At 57.8% G+C, this 20280-nt stretch carries 17 protein-coding genes; 3 read left to right on the forward strand and 14 right to left on the reverse strand.

The features are described from left to right. Positions 1-95 precede the first annotated feature (95 nt). Together AUC60_RS07870 and AUC60_RS07875 are read right to left on the reverse strand one after the other, a co-directional pair. Positions 96-749 carry a DsbA family protein gene (locus AUC60_RS07870; RefSeq protein WP_238599534.1) on the reverse strand — a complete coding sequence of 218 codons (654 nt, stop codon included), beginning with the start codon at positions 747-749 and terminating at the stop codon, positions 96-98. Then, on the reverse strand, positions 746-1624 hold the full coding sequence (locus tag AUC60_RS07875; protein ID WP_087265521.1) for an MBL fold metallo-hydrolase: 879 nt from the start codon (positions 1622-1624) through the stop codon (positions 746-748). Before AUC60_RS07875 ends, AUC60_RS07870 begins: the two co-directional genes overlap by 4 nt. A gap of 104 nt (positions 1625-1728) precedes the next feature. Here AUC60_RS07875 and AUC60_RS07880 point away from each other — a divergent pair, with 104 nt between their 5' ends. Continuing rightward, the gene (locus AUC60_RS07880) at positions 1729-2631 is read left to right on the forward strand and encodes a LysR family transcriptional regulator (RefSeq protein ID WP_087265522.1); all 903 of its coding nucleotides are present in this window, start codon (positions 1729-1731) and stop codon (positions 2629-2631) included. A gap of 109 nt (positions 2632-2740) precedes the next feature. Here AUC60_RS07880 and AUC60_RS07885 read toward each other — a convergent pair whose 3' ends face one another. From AUC60_RS07885 to dapA, 9 genes are all read right to left on the reverse strand, one after another. After that, a complete protein-coding gene (locus tag AUC60_RS07885) occupies positions 2741-4363 on the reverse strand; it encodes a methyl-accepting chemotaxis protein (protein ID WP_087265523.1) in 1623 nt (540 codons plus the stop codon). 436 nt (positions 4364-4799) lie between these two features. After that, the gene (locus AUC60_RS07890) at positions 4800-5567 is read right to left on the reverse strand and encodes a DeoR/GlpR family DNA-binding transcription regulator (RefSeq protein ID WP_087265525.1); all 768 of its coding nucleotides are present in this window, start codon (positions 5565-5567) and stop codon (positions 4800-4802) included. Positions 5568-5646: 79 nt separating this feature from the next. Then, on the reverse strand, positions 5647-6333 hold the full coding sequence (locus tag AUC60_RS07895) for an SDR family NAD(P)-dependent oxidoreductase (protein ID WP_087265526.1): 687 nt from the start codon (positions 6331-6333) through the stop codon (positions 5647-5649). Positions 6334-6480: 147 nt separating this feature from the next. After that, positions 6481-7605 (reverse strand): sialidase family protein, encoded by a 1125-nt coding sequence (locus tag AUC60_RS07900; protein ID WP_087265527.1) that lies wholly within the window; start codon positions 7603-7605, stop codon positions 6481-6483. Then, complete coding sequence (locus tag AUC60_RS07905) at positions 7592-9022, reverse strand: sodium:solute symporter family protein (protein ID WP_087265529.1); 1431 nt, start codon at positions 9020-9022, stop codon at positions 7592-7594. The genes AUC60_RS07900 and AUC60_RS07905 overlap by 14 nt, the downstream gene beginning before the upstream one ends. An 85-nt stretch (positions 9023-9107) precedes the next feature. Further along, on the reverse strand, positions 9108-10130 hold the full coding sequence (gene pdxA / locus AUC60_RS07910; protein ID WP_087265531.1) for a 4-hydroxythreonine-4-phosphate dehydrogenase PdxA: 1023 nt from the start codon (positions 10128-10130) through the stop codon (positions 9108-9110). Then, positions 10123-11385 carry a four-carbon acid sugar kinase family protein gene (locus AUC60_RS07915; RefSeq protein ID WP_087265532.1) on the reverse strand — a complete coding sequence of 421 codons (1263 nt, stop codon included), beginning with the start codon at positions 11383-11385 and terminating at the stop codon, positions 10123-10125. The genes pdxA and AUC60_RS07915 overlap by 8 nt, the downstream gene beginning before the upstream one ends. Then, entirely contained in the window at positions 11382-12551 is a 1170-nt protein-coding gene (locus AUC60_RS07920; RefSeq protein ID WP_087265534.1) for an iron-containing alcohol dehydrogenase, read from the reverse strand. The genes AUC60_RS07915 and AUC60_RS07920 overlap by 4 nt, the downstream gene beginning before the upstream one ends. Positions 12552-12567: 16 nt before the next feature. Continuing rightward, positions 12568-13440 carry a 4-hydroxy-tetrahydrodipicolinate synthase gene (gene dapA, locus AUC60_RS07925; RefSeq protein WP_087265536.1) on the reverse strand — a complete coding sequence of 291 codons (873 nt, stop codon included), beginning with the start codon at positions 13438-13440 and terminating at the stop codon, positions 12568-12570. 260 nt (positions 13441-13700) lie between these two features. Here dapA and AUC60_RS07930 point away from each other — a divergent pair, with 260 nt between their 5' ends. Beyond that, complete coding sequence (locus tag AUC60_RS07930) at positions 13701-14510, forward strand: DUF2242 domain-containing protein (RefSeq protein WP_087265539.1); 810 nt, start codon at positions 13701-13703, stop codon at positions 14508-14510. 133 nt (positions 14511-14643) lie between these two features. On the opposite strand, the gene ilvA is transcribed toward AUC60_RS07930, so the two are convergent. From ilvA to AUC60_RS07950, 3 genes are all read right to left on the reverse strand, one after another. Next, positions 14644-16167, reverse strand: a complete 1524-nt coding sequence (gene ilvA, locus AUC60_RS07935) for a threonine ammonia-lyase, biosynthetic (protein ID WP_087265541.1) — start codon at positions 16165-16167, stop codon at positions 14644-14646. Positions 16168-16782: 615 nt separating this feature from the next. Next, a complete protein-coding gene (locus AUC60_RS07945) occupies positions 16783-17823 on the reverse strand; it encodes an AraC family transcriptional regulator (protein WP_087265632.1) in 1041 nt (346 codons plus the stop codon). A 2-nt stretch (positions 17824-17825) separates the two neighbouring features. Further along, entirely contained in the window at positions 17826-18965 is a 1140-nt protein-coding gene (locus AUC60_RS07950; protein WP_087265543.1) for a carbon-nitrogen hydrolase family protein, read from the reverse strand. 250 nt (positions 18966-19215) lie between these two features. Here AUC60_RS07950 and AUC60_RS07955 point away from each other — a divergent pair, with 250 nt between their 5' ends. Beyond that, positions 19216-20088 (forward strand): HDOD domain-containing protein, encoded by an 873-nt coding sequence (locus AUC60_RS07955; protein WP_087265545.1) that lies wholly within the window; start codon positions 19216-19218, stop codon positions 20086-20088. Positions 20089-20280: the final 192 nt, after the last annotated feature.

Consider the following 20280-nt stretch of genomic DNA (forward strand, 5'->3'; position numbering starts at 1 on the left):
CCTCGTAACCTCGGTGAGCTCCTACAGGAATGGGTTCAACCTGCAAAATGCATTGTGTTTGATAGGTCTTTGTTTACTGCGAGACAGTGCCGCTCCTACGGCCTATTGTTGGCACGCAAATCCTCAAGCAACCCCTCCCAATTGCCAAACAGCGCATTCGAGCTGATCAGGCTTCTCGCCTTGCCAGCCCCGAGCACAAGCGCAGGAACACCACCTGTTCCGACCTGGGTCATGATCGCCTGAGCAACGTTGACCCGCTCATGAGAGTGACTCAGTAACCCATCATCCTGCGCAAGCAAAAGCCTCGCGGCCTCATTCAGCCCTATACCTGTGAGAATTCGGGCAAGAACCTCAAGTTCTGTGATGTCCAGTCCTTCAACATAACGGCCGCGTTGTATGGCTGCCAACGCCGCCAGTTCCCGAGACGGCTCAGTCATCACAACCGCGCTGAGCGCCCGGGTTGCAGGCCCTGAGTCGAAGCGGCGGGTGTGATCCTCGAGCACCTGACGCCGGTATTGCTCGCTGAATGGCTGGCCGGTCAGCGTGCCAATTCGCAGGTCATTGGACCAGGCAAAATCAGCAAAACCGGCGTCCATCGGGCGAGAGTTGTTATCCGCGAACAAGCCGGTAGGGAGAAGCGTGACGCTGAACTCGTCCAAAGCATCAAGGCGCTTTAGCACCGATGAAGCGCCGTAGCACCAGCCACACAGTGGATCGAATAGGTAGGTGATACTGATTGGCGCACTCACCACTTCATCTCACCCTTGGCAACTTTCGCGCTCAGCACTAGTGACGAGTCATCTGCCAGTTTCGGGTAATACGCTTTCATCGCGGCAATCAGCGCCGCAGAGTCTTTGGCCTTGGCCGTTTCGGCATCAAAAGTCTTGATGTAATCCGATGTGAAGCTCGGTGATTGCAGAGCGGTCAGCTCGCCCGGCAGAAAGTGGCCCGGAACAATGGTCACTGGCTTGAGTTTTTCGATGGTCGCCAGTGTTGCCAGCCAGTCCTGATGGGATTTGGCGCTCTGGGTATCCGCCATCCATACGTGAATGTTGCTGGAAAGCACCACGCCACCGATTACGGCTTTGATCGACGGAATCCAGACGAAACTGCGATCGGGTTGCGGGCCGTCCAGGCCAATGACCTGCAGTTTCTGATCTTCCAGCTTCAGTTCATTGCCTTGCAGTACCTCAGGCACGACCACCTTGCCTGGTGCGGCCGCGCCCAGCTTGGGTCCCCAATAAGCCAGCTTGGCATCCTTGGTTTCGTTGATATGCGCGACGGTCTGGGCGCTGGCCACAACCTTGGCCTTTGGGTAGGCCGAGGTGATGGTTTGCAGGCCGAAGTAGTAGTCCGGGTCGCCGTGGCTGATGTAAATCGTGGTCAGGTTTTTCCCGCTCTTGCGGATCTTCTCGACGATTTGTTCGGCCTGCGTGTTGGAAAACTGCGCATCAACCAGAACCGCGTCTTTCTCGCCGGTCACCAAAACCGACGAGACCGGGAAGATGGCTTCCTCGCCTGGGTTAAAGACGTCCAGCTTCAGTGGCTGCGCTGCCTGGCTGGCACCTGCAAAACCGAGCAGGGCGAAAGCAGCTAATAAGCGTCGTGCGGACAGCGAAATCATGTCGAGCTCCATCGTGCAGTGATAAGAGCGTGCAGGTTAGTTGAGATTTATCGACCGAAAAACGCTAGATTGGACGCAAGTTTGTTTCTGAAATCGAGCGAATCATGGATAAGTTGGCGGCAATGCAGGCCTTTGTCACCGTCGTGGATGGCGGAAGCCAGACCGCTGCGGCGGACAAACTCGGGCTATCAAGGCCTGTGATCTCCAGATTGCTTGCCGAGCTGGAGGAATGGACGGGGGCGCGGTTGATGCACCGGACCACTCGACGTTTGAACCTTACTGCTGCCGGAGCTGAAGTCTTGCCTTTGTGTCGGCGAATGCTCGATCTGGCCGAAGACATGCGCGCAGTCGTCGCGGCGCCGGAGGATGAACCCAAAGGGCTGCTGCGCGTGACGGCCAGTACCTCGTTCGGTCAGGCGCAACTGATGCTTGCGGTGACTGAGTTTGTGGGGCGTTACTCGCAAGTCAGCGTGGACATGGTGCTGCTCGACCGCACCGTCAACCTGGTGGATGAGCGCATGGATCTGGCGATTCGCATCACCAATGAGCTGGACCCCAATCTGATCGCACGACGCCTCACCACTTGCCGCTCGGTGGTGTGCGCTTCACCGGATTATCTGAAAAGGCATTCAGCGCCCAGAGTTGTCGAAGACCTGACACTGCACAACTGCCTGACGCATACCTATCACAGCAGCAGCCTCTGGCACTTCACCCACAAAGATCTGCCGAAAAGCGTTGCAGTGAAGGGCAATCTCACCAGCAATGATTCGATCACCACAATGCAGGCAGCGTTGTGTGGTGCCGGAGTGGCGTTATTGCCGACTTACCTGGCGGCGCCGCTGATTCAACAAGGTCAACTGGTCGCACTGCTGACGCCTTACCAGCCAATGGAGTTGGGCATCTTTGCGGTGTATGCCTCACGCAAGCACATGTCGTCGGCGTTGCGCGCCATGCTCGATTTTCTCGCGCAACGCTTCGGGCCTGAGCCTGTCTGGGATCGTGTCTAGTGGAGAAGGGAATGCTGTTTTCGAGGGGCCGCGGGAGCAGTGCACAATAGGGGTGTTACTCCCGCGGATACGTCTCGTGAATCAAATGATTCGTTTGTCTGTGGGTGGCTTACAACTGAAATTTACCAACTTCACGTTGCAGGCTGCTGGCGAGAGTCTGCAGGCCGCCGCTGGTCTTGAGCAATTCCTGAACAGACATATTGTTCTGCTCGGCCATTTGCGCCGAACGCTCGACATTGCGTGCCACATCCTGGCTTGCGGCGGTTTGCTCGCGCAAGGCAAAGGAAATCTGGTCGACTACGTGCAACACTTTGGTCGAGCTGTCACGGATCTCGACAATCGCCTGTCCGGCAGTGCCGGCCATTTCCACGCCGTCGTTAACCTCCTGTACGCCGCCGCGCATGCTTTCGACCGTTTCGCGCACACCCGCCTGGATCTTCTCGATCATGCCTGCGATTTCCTTGGTCGACTTGCCGGTGTTCTGGGCCAGCAGGCGAACCTCATCCGCTACCACGGCGAACCCGCGACCTTGTTCGCCTGCGCGCGCGGCTTCAATGGCTGCGTTAAGTGCCAGCAGGTTGGTCTGGTCGGCGATACCTTGAATGACGCTGATGATCGATGAAATATGTTCCGAGTGCTGACCCAGATCGGCCACTTGTGCCGATGAGTGCTGCACGGTCCTGGCGATACCGTTCATGCTCAAAAGGGTGTTCTCGATAACCTGAGCACCGTCTTTGGATTGCTGGCCCGAGCGGCTGGCAATCTGGTGAGCTTCATCGGCGTTTTCGGAAACGTGATGAATGCTCACCGTCAGCTCTTCGATGGTGGCGGCCATCATCGAGGCAGACGTGGATTGTTCCTGGATCGCGCCGGACAACTGTTCGGATGCACCGGAGATCTGTTGGACTGCGATGACCAATTGGTTCGCGGCCTGGCTGATCTGCTGAATCATTTCGCGCAGGCGGTTTTGCATGCGGTCAAAGGCTTTCGGCAGTTCATCGTGGCTGCTGGTATCGATCACGGTATCCAGTTTGCCGTTAGCAATGGCTGTAGCTGCATCAATGGCTAGTTGCAGGCGTTTAGTCGTGCTGCGCCCCAGTACGGACGCCAGAATCAAGGCAAGCACTGCCGCACCGATACCACCGTAAATCAGAATCATGAGCGCGAAGTGTTTGGCATCAACCATATTCTGGCTTCTTATCACCAGCAGTTTGTTTTCTGCGGCGCTGATTTCAGCCAGCGTAGCGCGCATGCTGTCCATCTTGGCTTTGTCGCCACCGGCGGTGATGCGCTTGTCCAGTTCATCGTCGGGCTGATTGCGGGCTGTCAGATCACGGCGCAAGGCAACGATCGGCTTGATGTCTTCTTCGAGCCAGCGTTTCTGGATATCCCCCAGAGAGATCAAGCGCCGTTGTTGTTCAGGATTATCTGCGGTCAGTCGTTTAAGTGATTCAAGCTGTTCGGTGAACTTCTTTTCGCCCGCCAGCAACGGCTCGAGAAAGGCATCTTTAGACGCGATAACGAATCCGCGCATACCGGTTTCGATATTGATCAGTTGTTCAAGGGCGAGTTGCGCCTCGCTCAGCACCTGGTAAGTGTGAACGTTACTGTTGGTGGCGTCCTCAACCTCTTCAAATCCTCGATAGGCACTTGCTACCAGCACGGCAATCAGTACCACAATGACCAAGAAGCTGAAGTAGAGCTTTTGCGAAATACTGAGTTTGTCGAGCATGCTGGCATCCTTAATAGGGCCGCTCCGTGGCCTTGAGACGTTTATGGCTGGGATCAAATGCTCATCGCGATTGCGCAACGGGATGAGTGATGGCATATCGATATCTATTTATTCGTCTTCTCTTTAATCAACTTGAAGATAATTATTCGCCGTTCGTCGGCCGCTCAAGCGCGGGCCTTTTGGATCAAATGAGCAAAAAAATGGCGTCGAGAAACCGACTGTTTCGCGCCATGTAAATTGAATTATCTATGAGGGGATTTATGCGAAATAGAACTGCTATTCAGAACAGTGAATATGCTGAGTCTGACAGTTAGAGAGGGAGGCTTTTAATAGTGCGTTGTGGCTGAGTACTTACTTATCGCGGTATTGATGGAAGATTAAAGCGCACTTCAAGTCAGGTAAGCGTTACCCGACATGTACGCTCCGTATTTCATGATCAAAGCCTTGCAACCTCTACCGTGACTGACCGCCGCGACTGGAATGGCGTCAGCAGCGATGAATCATCCAGTTCATGAGTGATCAGCGTCCAGGGCCCGCGCAGCGGCGTCCAGTGCTGCTGGCGTGCGCGTCCGAGTTTGGTGGCGTCGGCCAGTACGTAGATGTGGGCGGCGCGGGCGATCATGGTTTCCTTGAGGTATGCCTGCTCGGCGCTGGCTTCGCACAAGCCCAGCTCTGCAACCACGCCATCGGCACTCAGGAATACTTTGTCGGCGCTCAGGTGCTCAAGGGCAGCCTGCGCAGTCACGCCATAGGTCGACATGCTCGCGCTGCGCAAATCTCCGCCGAGCACTGTGATGCGTCCTTCAGGGATCAGCGCCAGGTCAGCCAGGGCCATGAGGTTGTTGGTGATGACATGCAGGCCTCGTCGCTGCTTGAGTAGCTGAGCCAGCGCGCTGGTGGTGGTGCCGCCTTCAAGGAACAGCGTGTCGTTATCCTGAATATGCGCCAGTGCTGCGCGGGCGATGACGATCTTTTCCTGGCTGTGTTGCTGGCTGCGTTCTTCCACCGAGGTTTCCGGTTCGCGCATGCCTACATGAGCCGCACCGCCGTAGGTGCGAATCACCAGACCTTCTTCGGCCAGTGCGGTGAGATCCCTGCGTACTGTGGCTTCCGATACGCCCAGTTGGGCGCACAGTTCATCGACGTTCGACTTTCCTGAAAGGACCAGTTCCAGTATCGATTGACGGCGATTTGCGACTTTCATGAACTGCCTTGGTAATGAACGAGAAGAAAGGGGTTATCACATTAAACAGCGGTGCAATGCAACCGCAGAACCGGCGAGTCTACAGCGATGCTCCGCCGCAGATCACCAGACTCTGCCCGGTTATTGCACCTGCGTCCGGCCCGAGCAAGAACGCCGCCATGCCTGCCACCTCAGACGGCTGTACAAAGCGGCCAATGGGCGGTTTGTTGGGCGGAGTGCCGCTGCGGGCAGGGTCCAGCAACATAGGGGTTTCAGTCGCGCCGGGGGCGATCAGGTTGGCGGTGATGCTGTTGGGCGCCAGCTCCATGGCCCAGGAACGAACCATGCCTTGCAAGGCCGCTTTGGTTGCCGCGTATTGACTGCGTCCTTGAGCGCCTTGCATGGTGCGGCTGCCAATCATCACGATTCTCGCGCCGGAACGCAGCCTGCCATGCAAGGTGTTGACCAGATGGCTGGCCGCCGCAACGTGAACCTGCCACATCGCCTGTCCGTCGTCCGGATCCAACTGGCCCAACGGCGCGGTACGCATGAAGCCTGCCGCGTGAACAATGGCGTCCAGTGTGTCGATGGGTTGCAAGGCCTGTTCAAGCGCGTGCAAATCGCTCAGGTCGCATTCAGTCCAGTGAAAGAGCGGGTGATCGATATCCGCAGGACGGCGACTCAGGCCATGCACGCGCCAGCCTTCGGCCAGCAAGCGCTGAGCGATGGCCATGCCGATACCGGAACTGACGCCGGTGAGTACGACGGTTTTAGTCGGGGTTGTCATTAAGAGGTGCCGCTCCGTCAAACATGGGAATCCTGTAGGAGCGCACGAGCACCGCGAGGCCGCGATGGCGGTGTATCAGGCAGGCCGCCATCGCGGCCTCGCGGTGCTCGTGCGCTCCTACATAAGGTCATTGTTAGCCCGCGTCAATCAACGCACGGCCGCCAACGGCAAATGCACATGCTTGATCTTCTGCCGGAAGTACGTGAACGCCACATGCAGGCTGCCGTCCCGCGCCTGAATAATGCTTGGGTAGGAGAACTCGCGGTTGAGCTTTTCCTGAGAGTTGTTGGTCAGGCAAAAACCGTCCCCCAATTCCAGGTCCAAACGTACCGGCCAGCTTTGTCCGTCATCATGTGACAGCGCCAGGCTCATGGGCGCGCGGGGGATGCCCCACACGGCGCTCTTGCCATCCGCGCTTTGACCCGGCGTCACGCGATCGTCGCCTTCATCCTCGATTTCGTCGTACAGCGACGCGCGGCGCTGGCTGTGTCCCTCGGCGCTGACCGGGTTGTAGACCAACGCCAGTTCGCCAGTGTTGAGCCGCACAAACTGAATTGAGGAATTGTTGTTCGGCAGTTCAGTAGCGACCGGCGCGCTCCAGCTTCGGCCGTGATCAGTCGAGCGGCTGCTGTAGATCGAGTCGGCCCAGCGGCTACGAAACAGGCCGAGCAAGCTGCCGTCGGCCAACTGATGAACATTCATGTGCACAGCGCCAGTGCTGTTCGGGACGTCATGGCGCGACCAGCTTAGCCCTTGATCGCTGGAAATCATTACCGCGCTGACGTCGTGATTGCCGATCCATTTTTCGCCGGGCAGGGTGATGCAATACCAGACCGGTAACAGCCAGTCGCCATTATCCAGTACCACCGGGGGCTGACGCACAAAGGTGCCTGGCTCATCGAACAGGGTTTGCACCGGGCCCCAGGTCTTGCCCTGATCCTGCGATAGACGACGGCGAATGATCGCCGTCTCCTGATTGCCGGAAATCTGCGCAGTCCAGATCAGCCACAAAGGGCCTTGCGGAGCCTGGAACAGGATCGGATTCTGCTCGGAGCGAGTGTCATCCTGAGACAGTTTCTCCGGTTCGCTCCAGACGCCGGTCTGCGGATCGCGGCGCGAAAGCAGCACGAAAATGTCGGCCATGCCTTCCTGTGTCCCGGCGAACCAGGTGCACAGCACCGTGCCGTCGGCCAGCTCATGCAGGTTTGCGGCATGGTTCTGCGCATAAGGCGTTGGCAGGAAGGCATCCTGACGTTGTTCACTGATTGGCATGGGAGACCTCTTGTTTGTCGTTGCCGGATTTGCCTTGATTGCGGCTGACCGCCTGTGGAAACAGACGCTCCAGGGCAATCACGATGGCCGGGGTGATCAGGGCGATGTACATGTTATCGATGCCGTACGGGTTATCCAGCAGGTACCAGACGCTGGTAGTGATGGATGACGCGATCAGGCCCAGTGTTGCGCCACGACCCGAGCCGAAGAACGGCAGATAGATGGCGATCATGGCCACGACGGCGATGGACAGGCGCAGCGCACGGGTGAAGAACGACAGGTTGAGGATTTCAGGCACGAAGAACACAAAGAACAGCGGCACGAAGCCAATGATCAGCGCGATAAAACGTGTGGCCTTGAGTTCGCGATCCACCGATGGCTTGCGCATCGGCACGTAGAAGTCCCGCACCACCAGAGAAGCAATGGCCAGGGCGACGGTGCTGACACTGACAAAGATCGAGGCGACCAGAGAAATGGTCACTACACCCGCCAGAACCGGGTTCATGGACTGCAGGAAAACCGGCAGGGCGTACAAGCTGCTCATGTCCGGATGCAAGTACTTGGAGGCGACACCGATGAAGCCCAGAGCCAGCGCAATCGGAATGCACAGCAGCGACGCGTAGAAGGTCGAGCGTTGCGCAGCCTTGGAGTCAGGCGTCGAAGAAATCGCCTGAATGATGAACTGGGTCGAAAAGATCGCACCGACCGTGCCAATGATCCACGCCATGATTTTTGAACCGCCGATAGCACCGTCCCAGGTGAAATAGTGTTCGGGCATGTTCTGGATCACCGGGGTGAAACCACCGGTCAAACTCAGGGCCACATACAGCACGATCATCACGCCGACGTATTTCACGGCGGTGTGCAGGATGCTCATATAGGCGACGCTTTTCAGGCCACCGAACACGTAATACAGGGTGCTGATGACCGCCGTGATAAACGCGGCAGTGGGCAGGTTGATCTTCATTACTGTGGCAATCGCTGCTGCGCCACTGACGTAGTTACCTACGTTCACCAGCAACAGGGCGTAGATCATGATGATCGAGACAGCGAGCTTGGTGGAATTGCCGTACTTCTTGGCAATGAACCCGGAAATGGTGAACTCGCCCGAGTTGTAGAGCTTGCGGGCCATGAGCAGGCCGAACAGCGGAAAGCCAATGGCAGCGGCGATCACTGACCACGAGGCGGCGAAGCCACTTTCGAACGCGGCCTGAGCCGTACCGACGGTGGATTTGGCACCGATGAATTCCGACATCATCAGAATGCCAACGACGAAGGCGGGCATGGTTCGCGCGGCGACCATGTATTGCTCACTGGTTTTGCTGCGCAGTCGCAGACTCATCCAGGTGGTGACGACGATGTAAACGACGACCATACCGATAATGATCGCGGTGTCCTGCGAGTTGAAGGTTTCCATCATTTCGCTCCATTGTTGTTTTTGTGGCGCGTTGTTGCTGGGTTTTTACCGGGATTACTACTGATATGAATGGATTCTCGGCGGCTTAAACAGCGACCGACTGGCGCGTCTCCCGCTTGCGGGTTGCCAGTTCAACGGCCTGACGCAGAGCTTCGATCAGGCTGCGTTCGTCCGCGATGCCCTTGCCGGCGATGTCGAACGCCGTGCCGTGGTCAACCGAGGTGCGGATCACTGGCAGGCCAACGGTGACGTTGACGCCCGCTTCCAGGCCCATGACTTTCACCGGGCCGTGGCCCTGGTCGTGATACATGGCAACCACTGCATCGAAGTCGCCGCGTCCGGCGCGGAAGAACAGCGTGTCGGCAGGCAGCGGACCTTCCACACGCCAGCCTCTGGCGCGCAGTTCGTCAATGGCCGGCTGAATTTTGGTTTCTTCTTCGCCATAGCCGAACAAGCCGTTTTCACCGGCGTGCGGGTTGATGCCGCAGACCGCAATCAGCGGATTTTCGATACCGGCGCGGGTCAGGGTTTCCCGGCAGCGCTCGATGGTGCGCTTGACCAGCCCCGGCTCGATTTTGGCGATGGCGTCGATGATGCCCATGTGGGTAGTGACGTGAATGACGCGCAGGGTCGGCGTCATCAGCATCATCGAGACTTCTTCAATGCCCAGCAGGTGCGCGAGCATTTCCGTATGACCGGGAAAAATATGCCCGCCTGCATGCAACGCTTCCTTGTTCAGCGGCGCGGTGCAGATCGCATCCAGCTCGCCGCTTTCAGTTAATTGTACAGTCCGCTCGATGAAGCGAAACGCAGCGTTGCCCGCCACCGCCGACAGCTTGCCGTAAGGCATGTCAGCCGGGATCAGGCCCAGATCGATGCAATCTACCGTGCCGAGCTCAAAGCGGGCGTTGGCCGGGGAGGCGATGCTATTGACGCGCAAACTACCACCAACAATCCGGTTGGCGTCTTCAAGACGTTTGGCATCCCCTATCACCAGCGGCCGACAGCTGTCGTACACCGACTGATGAGCCAGGGTTTTCATGATAATTTCCGGACCCACACCGGCGGCATCGCCCATGGTGATCCCGATCACGGGACGTTCAGACATGATGGATTTCCTTTTGATTGTGGGGCGCGACCGTACTGCAAGTGTCACGGCCATGAAGCTGTTGCCAGGCAATTGACAGGGTGTCCGGCTGGCCGAAGGCGCCGGCTTTGGTGACCACGTTCAAGCCTGTTTCGGTTCGAGAAAGCACCACGCCGGGGGCCAGTTCGCCTTGAACCGCAAGGCGATTGATGCCCGCAGCCGTGAGAATGGCCCGGGCGGTTTCGCCGCCGGTGGCGATCAGCGAACCCGTCACGGCGATGGCAGGTTTCACCCATTCGGCCAGGGCGCTGCTGAGTTGCGCGGCGATTGATGGATCGCGCTCCTCCTGACTCACGGTCAGCAGGCTGTCTTCACCCTTGGCCAGCCGCAGATAGAGCAGGGTGATCAGTCGTTCACGCTGTTCATGGCGAGCCGGATCGAGCAGCGTGGCGGCATCTATTTCCAGACAGAAACAGTCACTGTGCTCGGCCAGGGTTCTGGCCTGCTGCTGTGAATGCTGAGACATGCTGCCGACCACAGTCAGTACGGGCGAGCGGCCTTGTACGTTCATGTCGCCAGAAGCGGGTAGCCCCAAAGCCTCTGGCAGATGATGGGCCAGACCTGCCGAGCCTACCCAGAACAACTGGCGATACAGAGGCGCGGTTGCGCGGGCCAGGCGTTGCAGGTCCGCGTCAGTCAGGGCGTCACAAATCAGCGCCTGCACCTTGCCGCGCAATGCTTGATCCAGCGCGTTGCTCAGTGCCGTTTCGTCGCGCAGGGTGGCGAGATTGATCGCCGCACAACGCAAGCCTTCGGCGCTGAGGCTTTCCAGCAGGTTGCCGGTGCCGAGCAGATTTTCATTGCGCCATACATCGCTCAAGGCCACCGAGATGCCGTTGACCAACTGCACCGAGTCTTGCGTAGTGCGGCCCATGGCGGGGAAGGCCGGGGCGATGATGGCCAGGCCCCGATGTGCCTGTAGCGCAGCGATTTCGCTGGCGACATTACCGCGCAACGTCGAGTCGATTTTCTTGTACAGCGCTCTGTTGGCGTACTGACGCTGTTGCAATACCACGCTATTGGCTTTCGCCGCTGCGCCCGGATCGAGTCGTCGCGAATCCGCGTCCACAGCAACCACCGCAGCGCTGGATGGGAGGGTTTGGGCGTCGAACACGATTTCCGTCGACAGTCGCCGGGCGAAACCCGCTGCGCAATCAGCTGCGCCGGACAAGTCGTCGGCAATGATCAACAAGCCCGATAGATCCAAGGCGCTCATGGCAGCAGGCACCGATAAAGGCTTTCGATGTCCGTCAAGCTCAGGGCCTTGGGGTTGTTAGCCATCAACCGCGTGACTTTTGAGGCGGCTACCGCCATGTCAGCGAGGTGCTCTTCGCCGACGCCAAACTCGCGCAGGTCCTGAGGGATGTTGAGGGTGGCGGTCCATTCACGGATCTGCTGAATCAATTTTTGCGCGGCGGCTTCATCGCTGTCCTGCGCTTCTGCAACCCCGCAAACGCAAGCCGCGCGTTTCAAACGATCTGCGCAACTGTCCAGATTGAAGGCCATCACGTGTGGCAACAACATGGCGTTGGCCACGCCGTGGGTGACATGAAACTTGCCGCCCAGCGGATAGGCCATGGCGTGCACGGCCGCAGTGCCCGCTGCCGTCAGGGCCAGACCGCCATACATCGAACCGAGCAACATGTCGCCGCGTGCGCGGACCGAATCCGGTTGTTGGTAGGCCTCAACGATGCTGCCTGCAATCAACCGCATGGATTCAAGGGCGAAGGCATCGCTGACTGGATTGGCCTTGGTGGAGATGAACGACTCCAGCGAATGCACGAAGGCGTCCATACCCGTTGCAGCAGTGATGCTGCGCGGCAGGCTGATCGTCAGCAGGGGATCGAGAATCACCAGCGTCGGCAGCAAGTGTCGGCTGACCACACCGATTTTCAGTTCTTCGTCGGGCAGGGTGACGATGGCGTTGGGCGTCACTTCCGAGCCCGTGCCTGAAGTGGTCGGCACCAGCACCATGGGTTTGCCGGGATGGCTGACTTTATCGACACCGAGTAGATCGCGCAGCGGCGTGTCATTGGTCAGCATCACCGAAAACAGCTTGGCTGCATCCAGCACGCTACCGCCGCCAATGGCGATCAATGCGTCGGGTGCGTGAGGTGCAACGTCTTCACGAAAGACCCGCTCGATATTTTCCAGTGTGGGTTCGATTTCGACATTGTCGATCATGTGCAGGGCGATACCGGCAGCTTTCAGTTGGGCGCTGACCTTTTCGGTCACGCCCAGGTTGTGCATGGCGTTTTGCGTGACCAGCATCACGCTGCGCAGTGGTGTATCGAGCAACGGCAGTTTTTCACTCAGTTGCTCAAGACTGCCAGGGCCGTGAATGACGTGTTTGACGGTTTGGAAGTGATAGGTCGACATCAGCGCATCTCCTGGCGAATCAACGGTAAACCGCGAGCAGGGTTTCCAGTTTTTGCACGGCGCCAGCGTCCAGCGGCTGCACCGGTGCGCGACATGGTCCGACCGGGAGGTTGAGCAGTTCGGTGGCTTTTTTCAGCACGACGGGCATGGTGCCCATGGCGAAAGCGTCGCGCAGTGGGCGCAAGGCTTCCTGGGCGACCCGCGCAGCGTCGTGGTTGCCCGCCTGGAAGTGGTTCCAGATCGACATGACCAGATCAGGCACCGCATTGGCGGTCGCGGCAATCGCGCCATCGCCACCGGCCAGCAGGTTCCAGTAGATCAGCGAGTCAGTACCGGCAAAGACCGCGAAGTCGTCGCTGCGGTATTTCATCATCTGCACCAGTGCATCGAAGTTACCGGCGCTATCCTTGATGCCTTTGATCATCGGGTGTTGATGCAGGGCCGCGACGGCGCCAATGCCGATGGACATGCCGGTCTTGGCCGGAATGTTGTACATCATCAAAGGCAGGCTCGACGCATCGGCGATGGTTTCGTAATGCTTGATCAGCTCGGTCTGGCTGATCGCATTGAAGTAAGGCGTGATGACGGAAAGGGCGTTTGCGCCGATGTCCGTCACTTTTTTGTTCATTTCAATCACTTCACGGGTGGCAAAGGCTCCGGTGCCAATCACAACCGGCACTCGACCCGCAGTTGCCTCGACCGTTACACGAGCGATTTCCAGCTTTTCAGCCTCAGAAAGAGTGAAGAACTCGCCATTGGTGCCGAGCACGAAAAGGCCGTGCACGCCTGCTTGAATGAGGTTTTCGATGAGAGCGCGGAGGGCGTGATGGTCAACCTGCTGATCAGCGGTAAAAGGCGTAACCAGGGCTGGGATAATGCCGCGAAATTGCATGATGAGATTCTCGTTTTATTCTTAGTGGGAACCAAGATGATTAAAACGATCATAAAATGCAAGCGTTTTTGATCGTTTCATTCAAATATGATTGAAGTGATCATTTTTCTGGCCCTGTGCCACTGGCAGGAAGATCCTGGTGTGGCCGTTTGTAACAAGATCCTTTCCATCTGCGCGTTGATCCTGCGCGTGCCTTGTTGCAGACTTACCGACGTTTTCCAGTCCGCAGTCTTGCGGATCGTTTCTACCCAGGATCCTTGATGCCTAACTTAGTTAACTTTCGTACCGCATGCTGCGCCGTTGCCTTGTTGGCAATTGCGGGCTGTTCCTCGAAAAAAACCGCAGTCTACGAGCACGAGAATTTTGACGACGCGGGGACGTTTTCGAGGACTTACCCGGTCAGTGATTCCGCCTCTTGCGAAGCGGCACGTCGCGCCTTGCTGAGCCAGGGCTACATCATCACCAGTAGTGACCCGAAGATGATCAGCGGCAACAAGAGCTTCCAGCAAACTGGCGAGACTCACATGCAGATCAGCTTCAACGTGGTCTGCGCTGCTGATGACACCACGGACAAAAGCTCGACTGTATTTGCCAACGCCTTGCAGGATCGCTACGCGCTGAAGAAAACCAATAACTCTGCCAGCCTGGGTGTTGGCGTATTGGGTTCGGTATCGATGCCGATCGGCTCCACCGATGATTCGATGGTCAAGGTCGCCAGCGAAACCGTGGCATCGGACAAATTCTATGATCGCTTCTTCATGCTGGTGGACAACTTCATGCCGCCTGAAGCGAAAAAAGCCGCCAACATCAAGGAAACGCCAAAAGCAGCGCTGGGCGTGCCTGAGCAAACGGTGCCTGCGCCAAAACCGGCGGCATTGGTTGAACCGGCACCTGCGGCCGTTCCTGCACCGTTGGCGGAGCCGACACCTGCGCCTGCGGTTGAATCCAGCCAGCCAGTGCCTGCGCCGGCCGCGCCAGCAGAGTCGATCCAGGCTGAACCCGCTCCTGTGGAAGAAGCTCCGGCTGAAGCTGCTCCGCAGGCCGAGCCGGAAGTCGCTCCTGCGCAATAACCAGCAGACATATCGCTTATGTGGGAGCCGGGCTTGCCCGCGATAAACGATAACGCGGTATTTCGACTACCTGCGTCTCATATATCGCGGGCAAGCCCGGCTCCCACATGGAATAGACCTGCGCGCGTCAGTCTTACCCCAAAAACAGCTTATACGCCGGGTTCTTGCTCTCATCCCAATACGGGTAGCCAATTTCGGCCAGCGCTGCCGGGATCAGGTGCCGTTCGTCCTCAGGCACTACTAATCCTGCAACCACCCGACCGTCCGCTGCGCCATGGTTGCGGTAATGGAACATCGAAATCGTCCACTGGCCGCCCAGTTTGTTGAGGAAGTTGAACAGCGCGCCCGGACGCTCCGGGAACTCAAAACGGAACACCACTTCATCACTGACACGCTCGGCATGCCCGCCGACCATGTGCCGGATGTGCAGCTTGGCCAGTTCGTTGTCGGTCAGGTCGATTACCGGAAAACCTTGCTCGGAGAGACTGGCGATCAATGCCTTTCGTGGATCGTTGTCGGGGTGGGTCTGCACACCGACGAAAATGTGCGCTTCGCGGTCGGTGTGGTAACGGTAGTTGAATTCGGTGATCTGCCGCTTGCCGATGGCTTCGCAGAAGGCCTTGAAGCTACCCGGTTGCTCGGGAATGGTCACGGCGATAATGGCTTCCCGACCTTCACCCAGCTCCGCACGCTCAGCGACATGGCGCAGGCGGTCGAAGTTGACGTTGGCGCCTGAGTCGATTGCCACCAGCGTCTGGCCGCTGATGCCGTGCTGCTCGACGTACTTCTTGATCCCGGCCACACCCATGGCGCCCGCAGGTTCGGTGATTGAGCGGGTGTCATCATAAATGTCTTTGATCGCGGCACAGATTTCGTCGGTGCTGACAGTGATTACTTCATCGACATAATCCTTGCAGACCTCAAACGTGTGCTGACCAATCTGCGCTACAGCCACGCCGTCAGCAAAGAGGCCGACCTGTTGCAGCACTACGCGTTCGCCATAGGCCATGGCCTGTTGCAGGCAGTTGGAATCGTCCGGCTCGACGCCGATGACCTTGATGTCCGGCCGCAGGTATTTCACATAGGCCGCAATGCCGGCAATCAAGCTGCCGCCGCCGACCGGGACGAAAATCGCGTCGAGCTGACCCGGCTGCTGACGAAGGATTTCCATCGCCACCGTACCTTGCCCGGCAATCGTGTCTGGATCGTCGTAGGGGTGGATGTAGACGTAACCCATCTCATCCACCAGTTTTAGCGAGTAGGCCAGTGCTTCCGGAAAGGAATCACCGTGCAGCACCACGGTTGCGCCACGGGAGCGCACGCCTTCAATCTTGATTTCAGGTGTGGTTTTGGGCATCACGATGGTGGCGGCAACGCCTAGCGTTTTCGCGGCCAGGGCCAGACCTTGCGCATGGTTGCCTGCCGAGGCCGCGACCACGCCACGGGCCAGTTCTTCAGGACTGAGCTGCGCCAGTTTGTTGTAAGCACCTCGAATCTTGAATGAGAACACTGGCTGCAAGTCTTCGCGCTTGAGCAGCACCTGGTTGCCCAGCCGTTCGGACAACTGGCGAGCGCCCTGCAAAGGGGTTTCCACCGCCACGTCATAAACACGGGAGGTGAGGATTTTGCGGGCGTAATGATTGAGCAGATCGGTCATCGTGTCGGCCCCGTGTCATGGGTAACGATGCGCTGAGCCTGAGAAGCGAAGAGGGCGGCTTGAATGCTGATCATGTTTGACTCCTGGTTCGACTTGGTTAGCCCAGGAGACAAGAAAAACCCGCCTCTTGGGCGGGTTGGGTGGCACGCGTCGGCTAACCCGCCATGACTGGAATGGCGGTAATAATAATCTGGCCGAAGAAATGCTTGGTTACGTTCATGGCCTGAAGACTATTTCGGATGCTCTTGGCAAGTCAAGACAGGCGAGCCTAAATCCACATCGAGGCGCCACGTATGTTTAATGATCAAGTCATTTTTCCTTCACCTTGGCACTTTATGGTGAGGGCAGTGGTCAGTGAATGACGTCATTTAAAGAACAGCCAAGAGGGCACGCGTTATGGACGACTATCAAGAAGAACTGCTGGAATTCAAAGCGTTTGAGCTGGACCCGCCCGAGCCTGCGGATGATGCGACTGAGTTGTGAGCGCGGCAAAGATTAGCCTGTAGGAGCTCACGAGCAACGCGAGGCAGCGATGGCGGTTTGCCTGACACACCGCCATGGCTGCCTCGCGTTGCTCGTGAGCTCCTACAGAAAGCGCAACCGAATTGAGATAATTCAACCCTGCCCACGCTGGCTACGACGAAACTCCCCAGGCGTCTGTCCGGTCCAGCGCTTGAACGCGCGTTGAAAGGCTTCGGCAGACGCGAAGCCCAGCAAGTAAGCAATCTCCCCGAATGCCAGATCGGTGTCGCGTATATACGTCATCGCCAGATCACGCCGCGTATCATTCAGGATATTGCGAAAGCCTGTACCTTCCTCGGCAAGTTTGCGGCGCAAAGTCCAGGCGGGCAGTTTCAGTCTGGCAGCAATTTCCTCCAGATCCGGTTCCCTTCCTCCATTGAGCAACGGTCCGAGCAGCCGGGTGATGCGCTCTCCCAAGCTGCGGGTGCGGGTCAATTGCTCTAGCTCTTTTTCACACAGCTGCTGCAGATGTGCCCAGGTGCTGGGGCAATGCTGCGGGTTGCGCAAACCCAATGTGTGCTGGTTCAGACGCAGTTGATTGGTTGCGGCAGAAAAGGCCACCGGTTGTGTGCTCAGGTGCTCGTAATCGGCTGCATAGTCGGGCGTATCAAACTCGATTTCGATTCGCTCTGCGCGCACTTCAGTTGCGCTGAGGCTGGAGAGTTGCTGCAGCCAACTGGCGATAATCGAGTCCACCACGAAGCGGTTATAACCGTTGTACGGGCTGATCGAATAGAACCTTAGCCAGGCACCTTCGCTGTCTTCGTGAAAGCTCGATTGGCCCCGGTAGTTTGAGCCATACAGCGCTTCAAAGCGGATCAGTGCGCGAGCCGCTTCGCGAACATCAGGGGCTTGCGCCGCCGTAACGCCCGCCAGACCGCACTGGCTGATATGGCTCAAGCGGCCCATGCGCAAACCAAGGCCGGGCTGGCCGGTGAGTTGAATCGCGGCATGACCCAGGCGCATGTAACGCGGAATGGACAAGCGCGCCCCGGCCTCGGCCAGCCGCGCAGGATCCAGACCGTATTGCTCCAGGAGCGGTTGTGGGTCGTGCCCGAAACTGCGCACCGCATTGGCCAGACTGTGAACGAACCCCACCGACAGATCACCAAGACGGGTGGGCGCCGGGGTCATGTTCATAACCAGATATTGATCAGGCGTGCGCCACGGTGAGCCTTGTCATCGGGCGATGGCTCGACGATGTGCTGGCCGTCGCGGCTGGCGAAGCTGTGTCCCGAACTGCCCTGGTCCCACAACTGGCCACGCATGAATACACTCACTCCGGCTCTGGCGGTGCTCAGCGGAGCGTGGCTGGTCAGGGTCAAACGTTGCCAGGCTTCACCCTCGCTGATATCGCCAGCGTTCAACCCAGTGGCGTCAGTCAGGTCCGGCGTGCGATAGCCGCGCCAAGGGCTGGTCCAGTGGCCTGTACCGATGACAAAGGCGGGCACCGCAATCAACTCGGCGCCCAGCTTGTTCAGGCTGGCGTAATTGCCGGGGTGCCAGCTGTCGCTGCCGATCAATATGCCCAGTTTTCCGGCAGGGGTGTCGAAGACATTCAGGTCGGTGGCTGAGTGGACATAACGGCGTTGATAAGCCATGGGAAACAACTGCCGTTGCGGTTGGCCGAGGGGTTGGCCATCGCTGCCGAAAGCGACGCTGCTGTTATACAGCGGGCCGCTGCCGAGCTTTAATTTACCGTTTTCGATGGCCGGTTCGGGCAACACGATAGAGCCCGCGACCAGCGTGACGCCAAACTCCTTGGCCAGACCGCCGAACAGCGCCTGATACTGCTCGGCCATAGAGGTCGCTTTCATACGCAAATGTGCATCGTCGAGCCAGTTGTCACCTTTGGCCCCGAGCAATGCGCCAAGAAATTTGAGCGGGTTGCTGAAGGATATCCAGGTCAGCGCCTCATCCTTGCTGACGGCCTGATAGACCTCATTTTTCTCACCACTGGCCACCAGCCAGGTGCCCACATGTTCGGGGAGCACGACGATGGTTCTGCTGTTGATCAAACCTTGCTCGCGAGCCTGTTGCAGGTAAGCGGCCAGTTTGCGATGCAGACGCTGGGTACTTTGATAATCGGCGGGGAACAGTTCTGGCTGAATGCCGAGCAAGTTGCCTCGCTCACTCGGTTGGCCCTCGTCGACTACCAGTTTGATGCGCAGGTCTGACAGGTAGTGGCCCACAGGACGCTGCTCGGTCCAGAAGCCGTAGCCGACAAGAGCAGCGGTGAGTACGAAGCCAATGGCAATAGTGAAAAATGTACGCATAAGTAAGTTGGAGTGCTGACAATCCCTGGTTGTGGCTGTGTGAGGTTATGTGTGCCGAGACTACGGGAAAACAACGGCTTAACGAACTTTTTTCCATTCAATGACGGTTTTTTTGTCGGCTTGTTTCAGTTCGCGAACCGTCATCGGCAGCTCATGGCGTTGTCAATCGGGCAATGCCCCATCGCAAATGTCTTTTCTATTCGCTAGAGTCAGCGCACATCACGTATTGGGTGAGTGTTCAGGGAAGCGTATGTCATCAGAGTTCGAGTTTACCGACGAGAAAGTAAAGCAGGCTTTGCAAGGCATTATCGTGCCGCCGCAACCACAGATTCTGGTGGACCTGCAGATCGAGCAATACATGCCGGACCCCGATCTGGCCGAGATTGCCCGCCTGATCTCGCAGGATCCGGGTATCGCGGGTGCGCTGCTCAAGATCGTCAATTCCAGTTACTACGGCTTGAGCAATCGGATTTCTTCGATTCAGCGTGCAGTAAACCTGTTGGGCAGTCGCTCGGTGATCAACCTCGTTAACGGCCTGTCAATCCGTGGCGGAATGAACGATGAGTCGATCGTCACCCTCAACCGTTTCTGGGACACCGCGCAGGACATCGCCATGACGTGTCTGGCGCTGGCCAAGCGGCTGGGTTCTCAGGCGGTCGATGAAGCCTACGCGCTGGGCTTGTTCCACGATTGTGGCGTGCCGTTGATGTACAAGAAATTTCCCAACTACATGACCGTTCTGGAGCAGGGCTACGCCAGTGCGGGCCAGCAGCAACGCGTCGTTGATGTAGAAAACAAAGCGTTCAACACCAACCATGCCGTGGTGGGCTACTACACTGCCAAAGCCTGGCGCTTACCTGAACACATGGCAACGACCATTGCCCGGCACCACAATGCTTACGCTGTGTTCAGCGACGACACAGGGCAACACAGTCAGGTCAAGAACCTGCTCTCGATCCTGAAAATGGCCGAGCACATCTGCGAGTCCTACCGTGTACTGGGCAAGGAAAGTGCCGATCACGAGTGGAACACCATCAGCCACCTGGTGCTCGATTATGTCGGCTTGTCCGAGTATGACTTTCAGGAGCTGAAAGCGAATATTCGCGAGTTGGGCGCGCGTTGAGACGCAATGCATCGTGATGCAGCAAGAGGTTGATCTGCAGGAGCGACCCTGGTGTCCATGACACCGCGCTGTCGCGCAGCAAACACGAACCTTGTAGGAGTGAGCTTGCTCGCGATAACGGTAGACCCGTTGAGAAGGTATCGTCTGGCCTGACGCTATCGCGAGCAAGCTCACTCCTACAGGATATGAACT

Source organism: Pseudomonas caspiana (assembly GCF_002158995.1).
Taxonomy (GTDB): Bacteria; Pseudomonadota; Gammaproteobacteria; order Pseudomonadales; family Pseudomonadaceae; genus Aquipseudomonas; species Aquipseudomonas caspiana.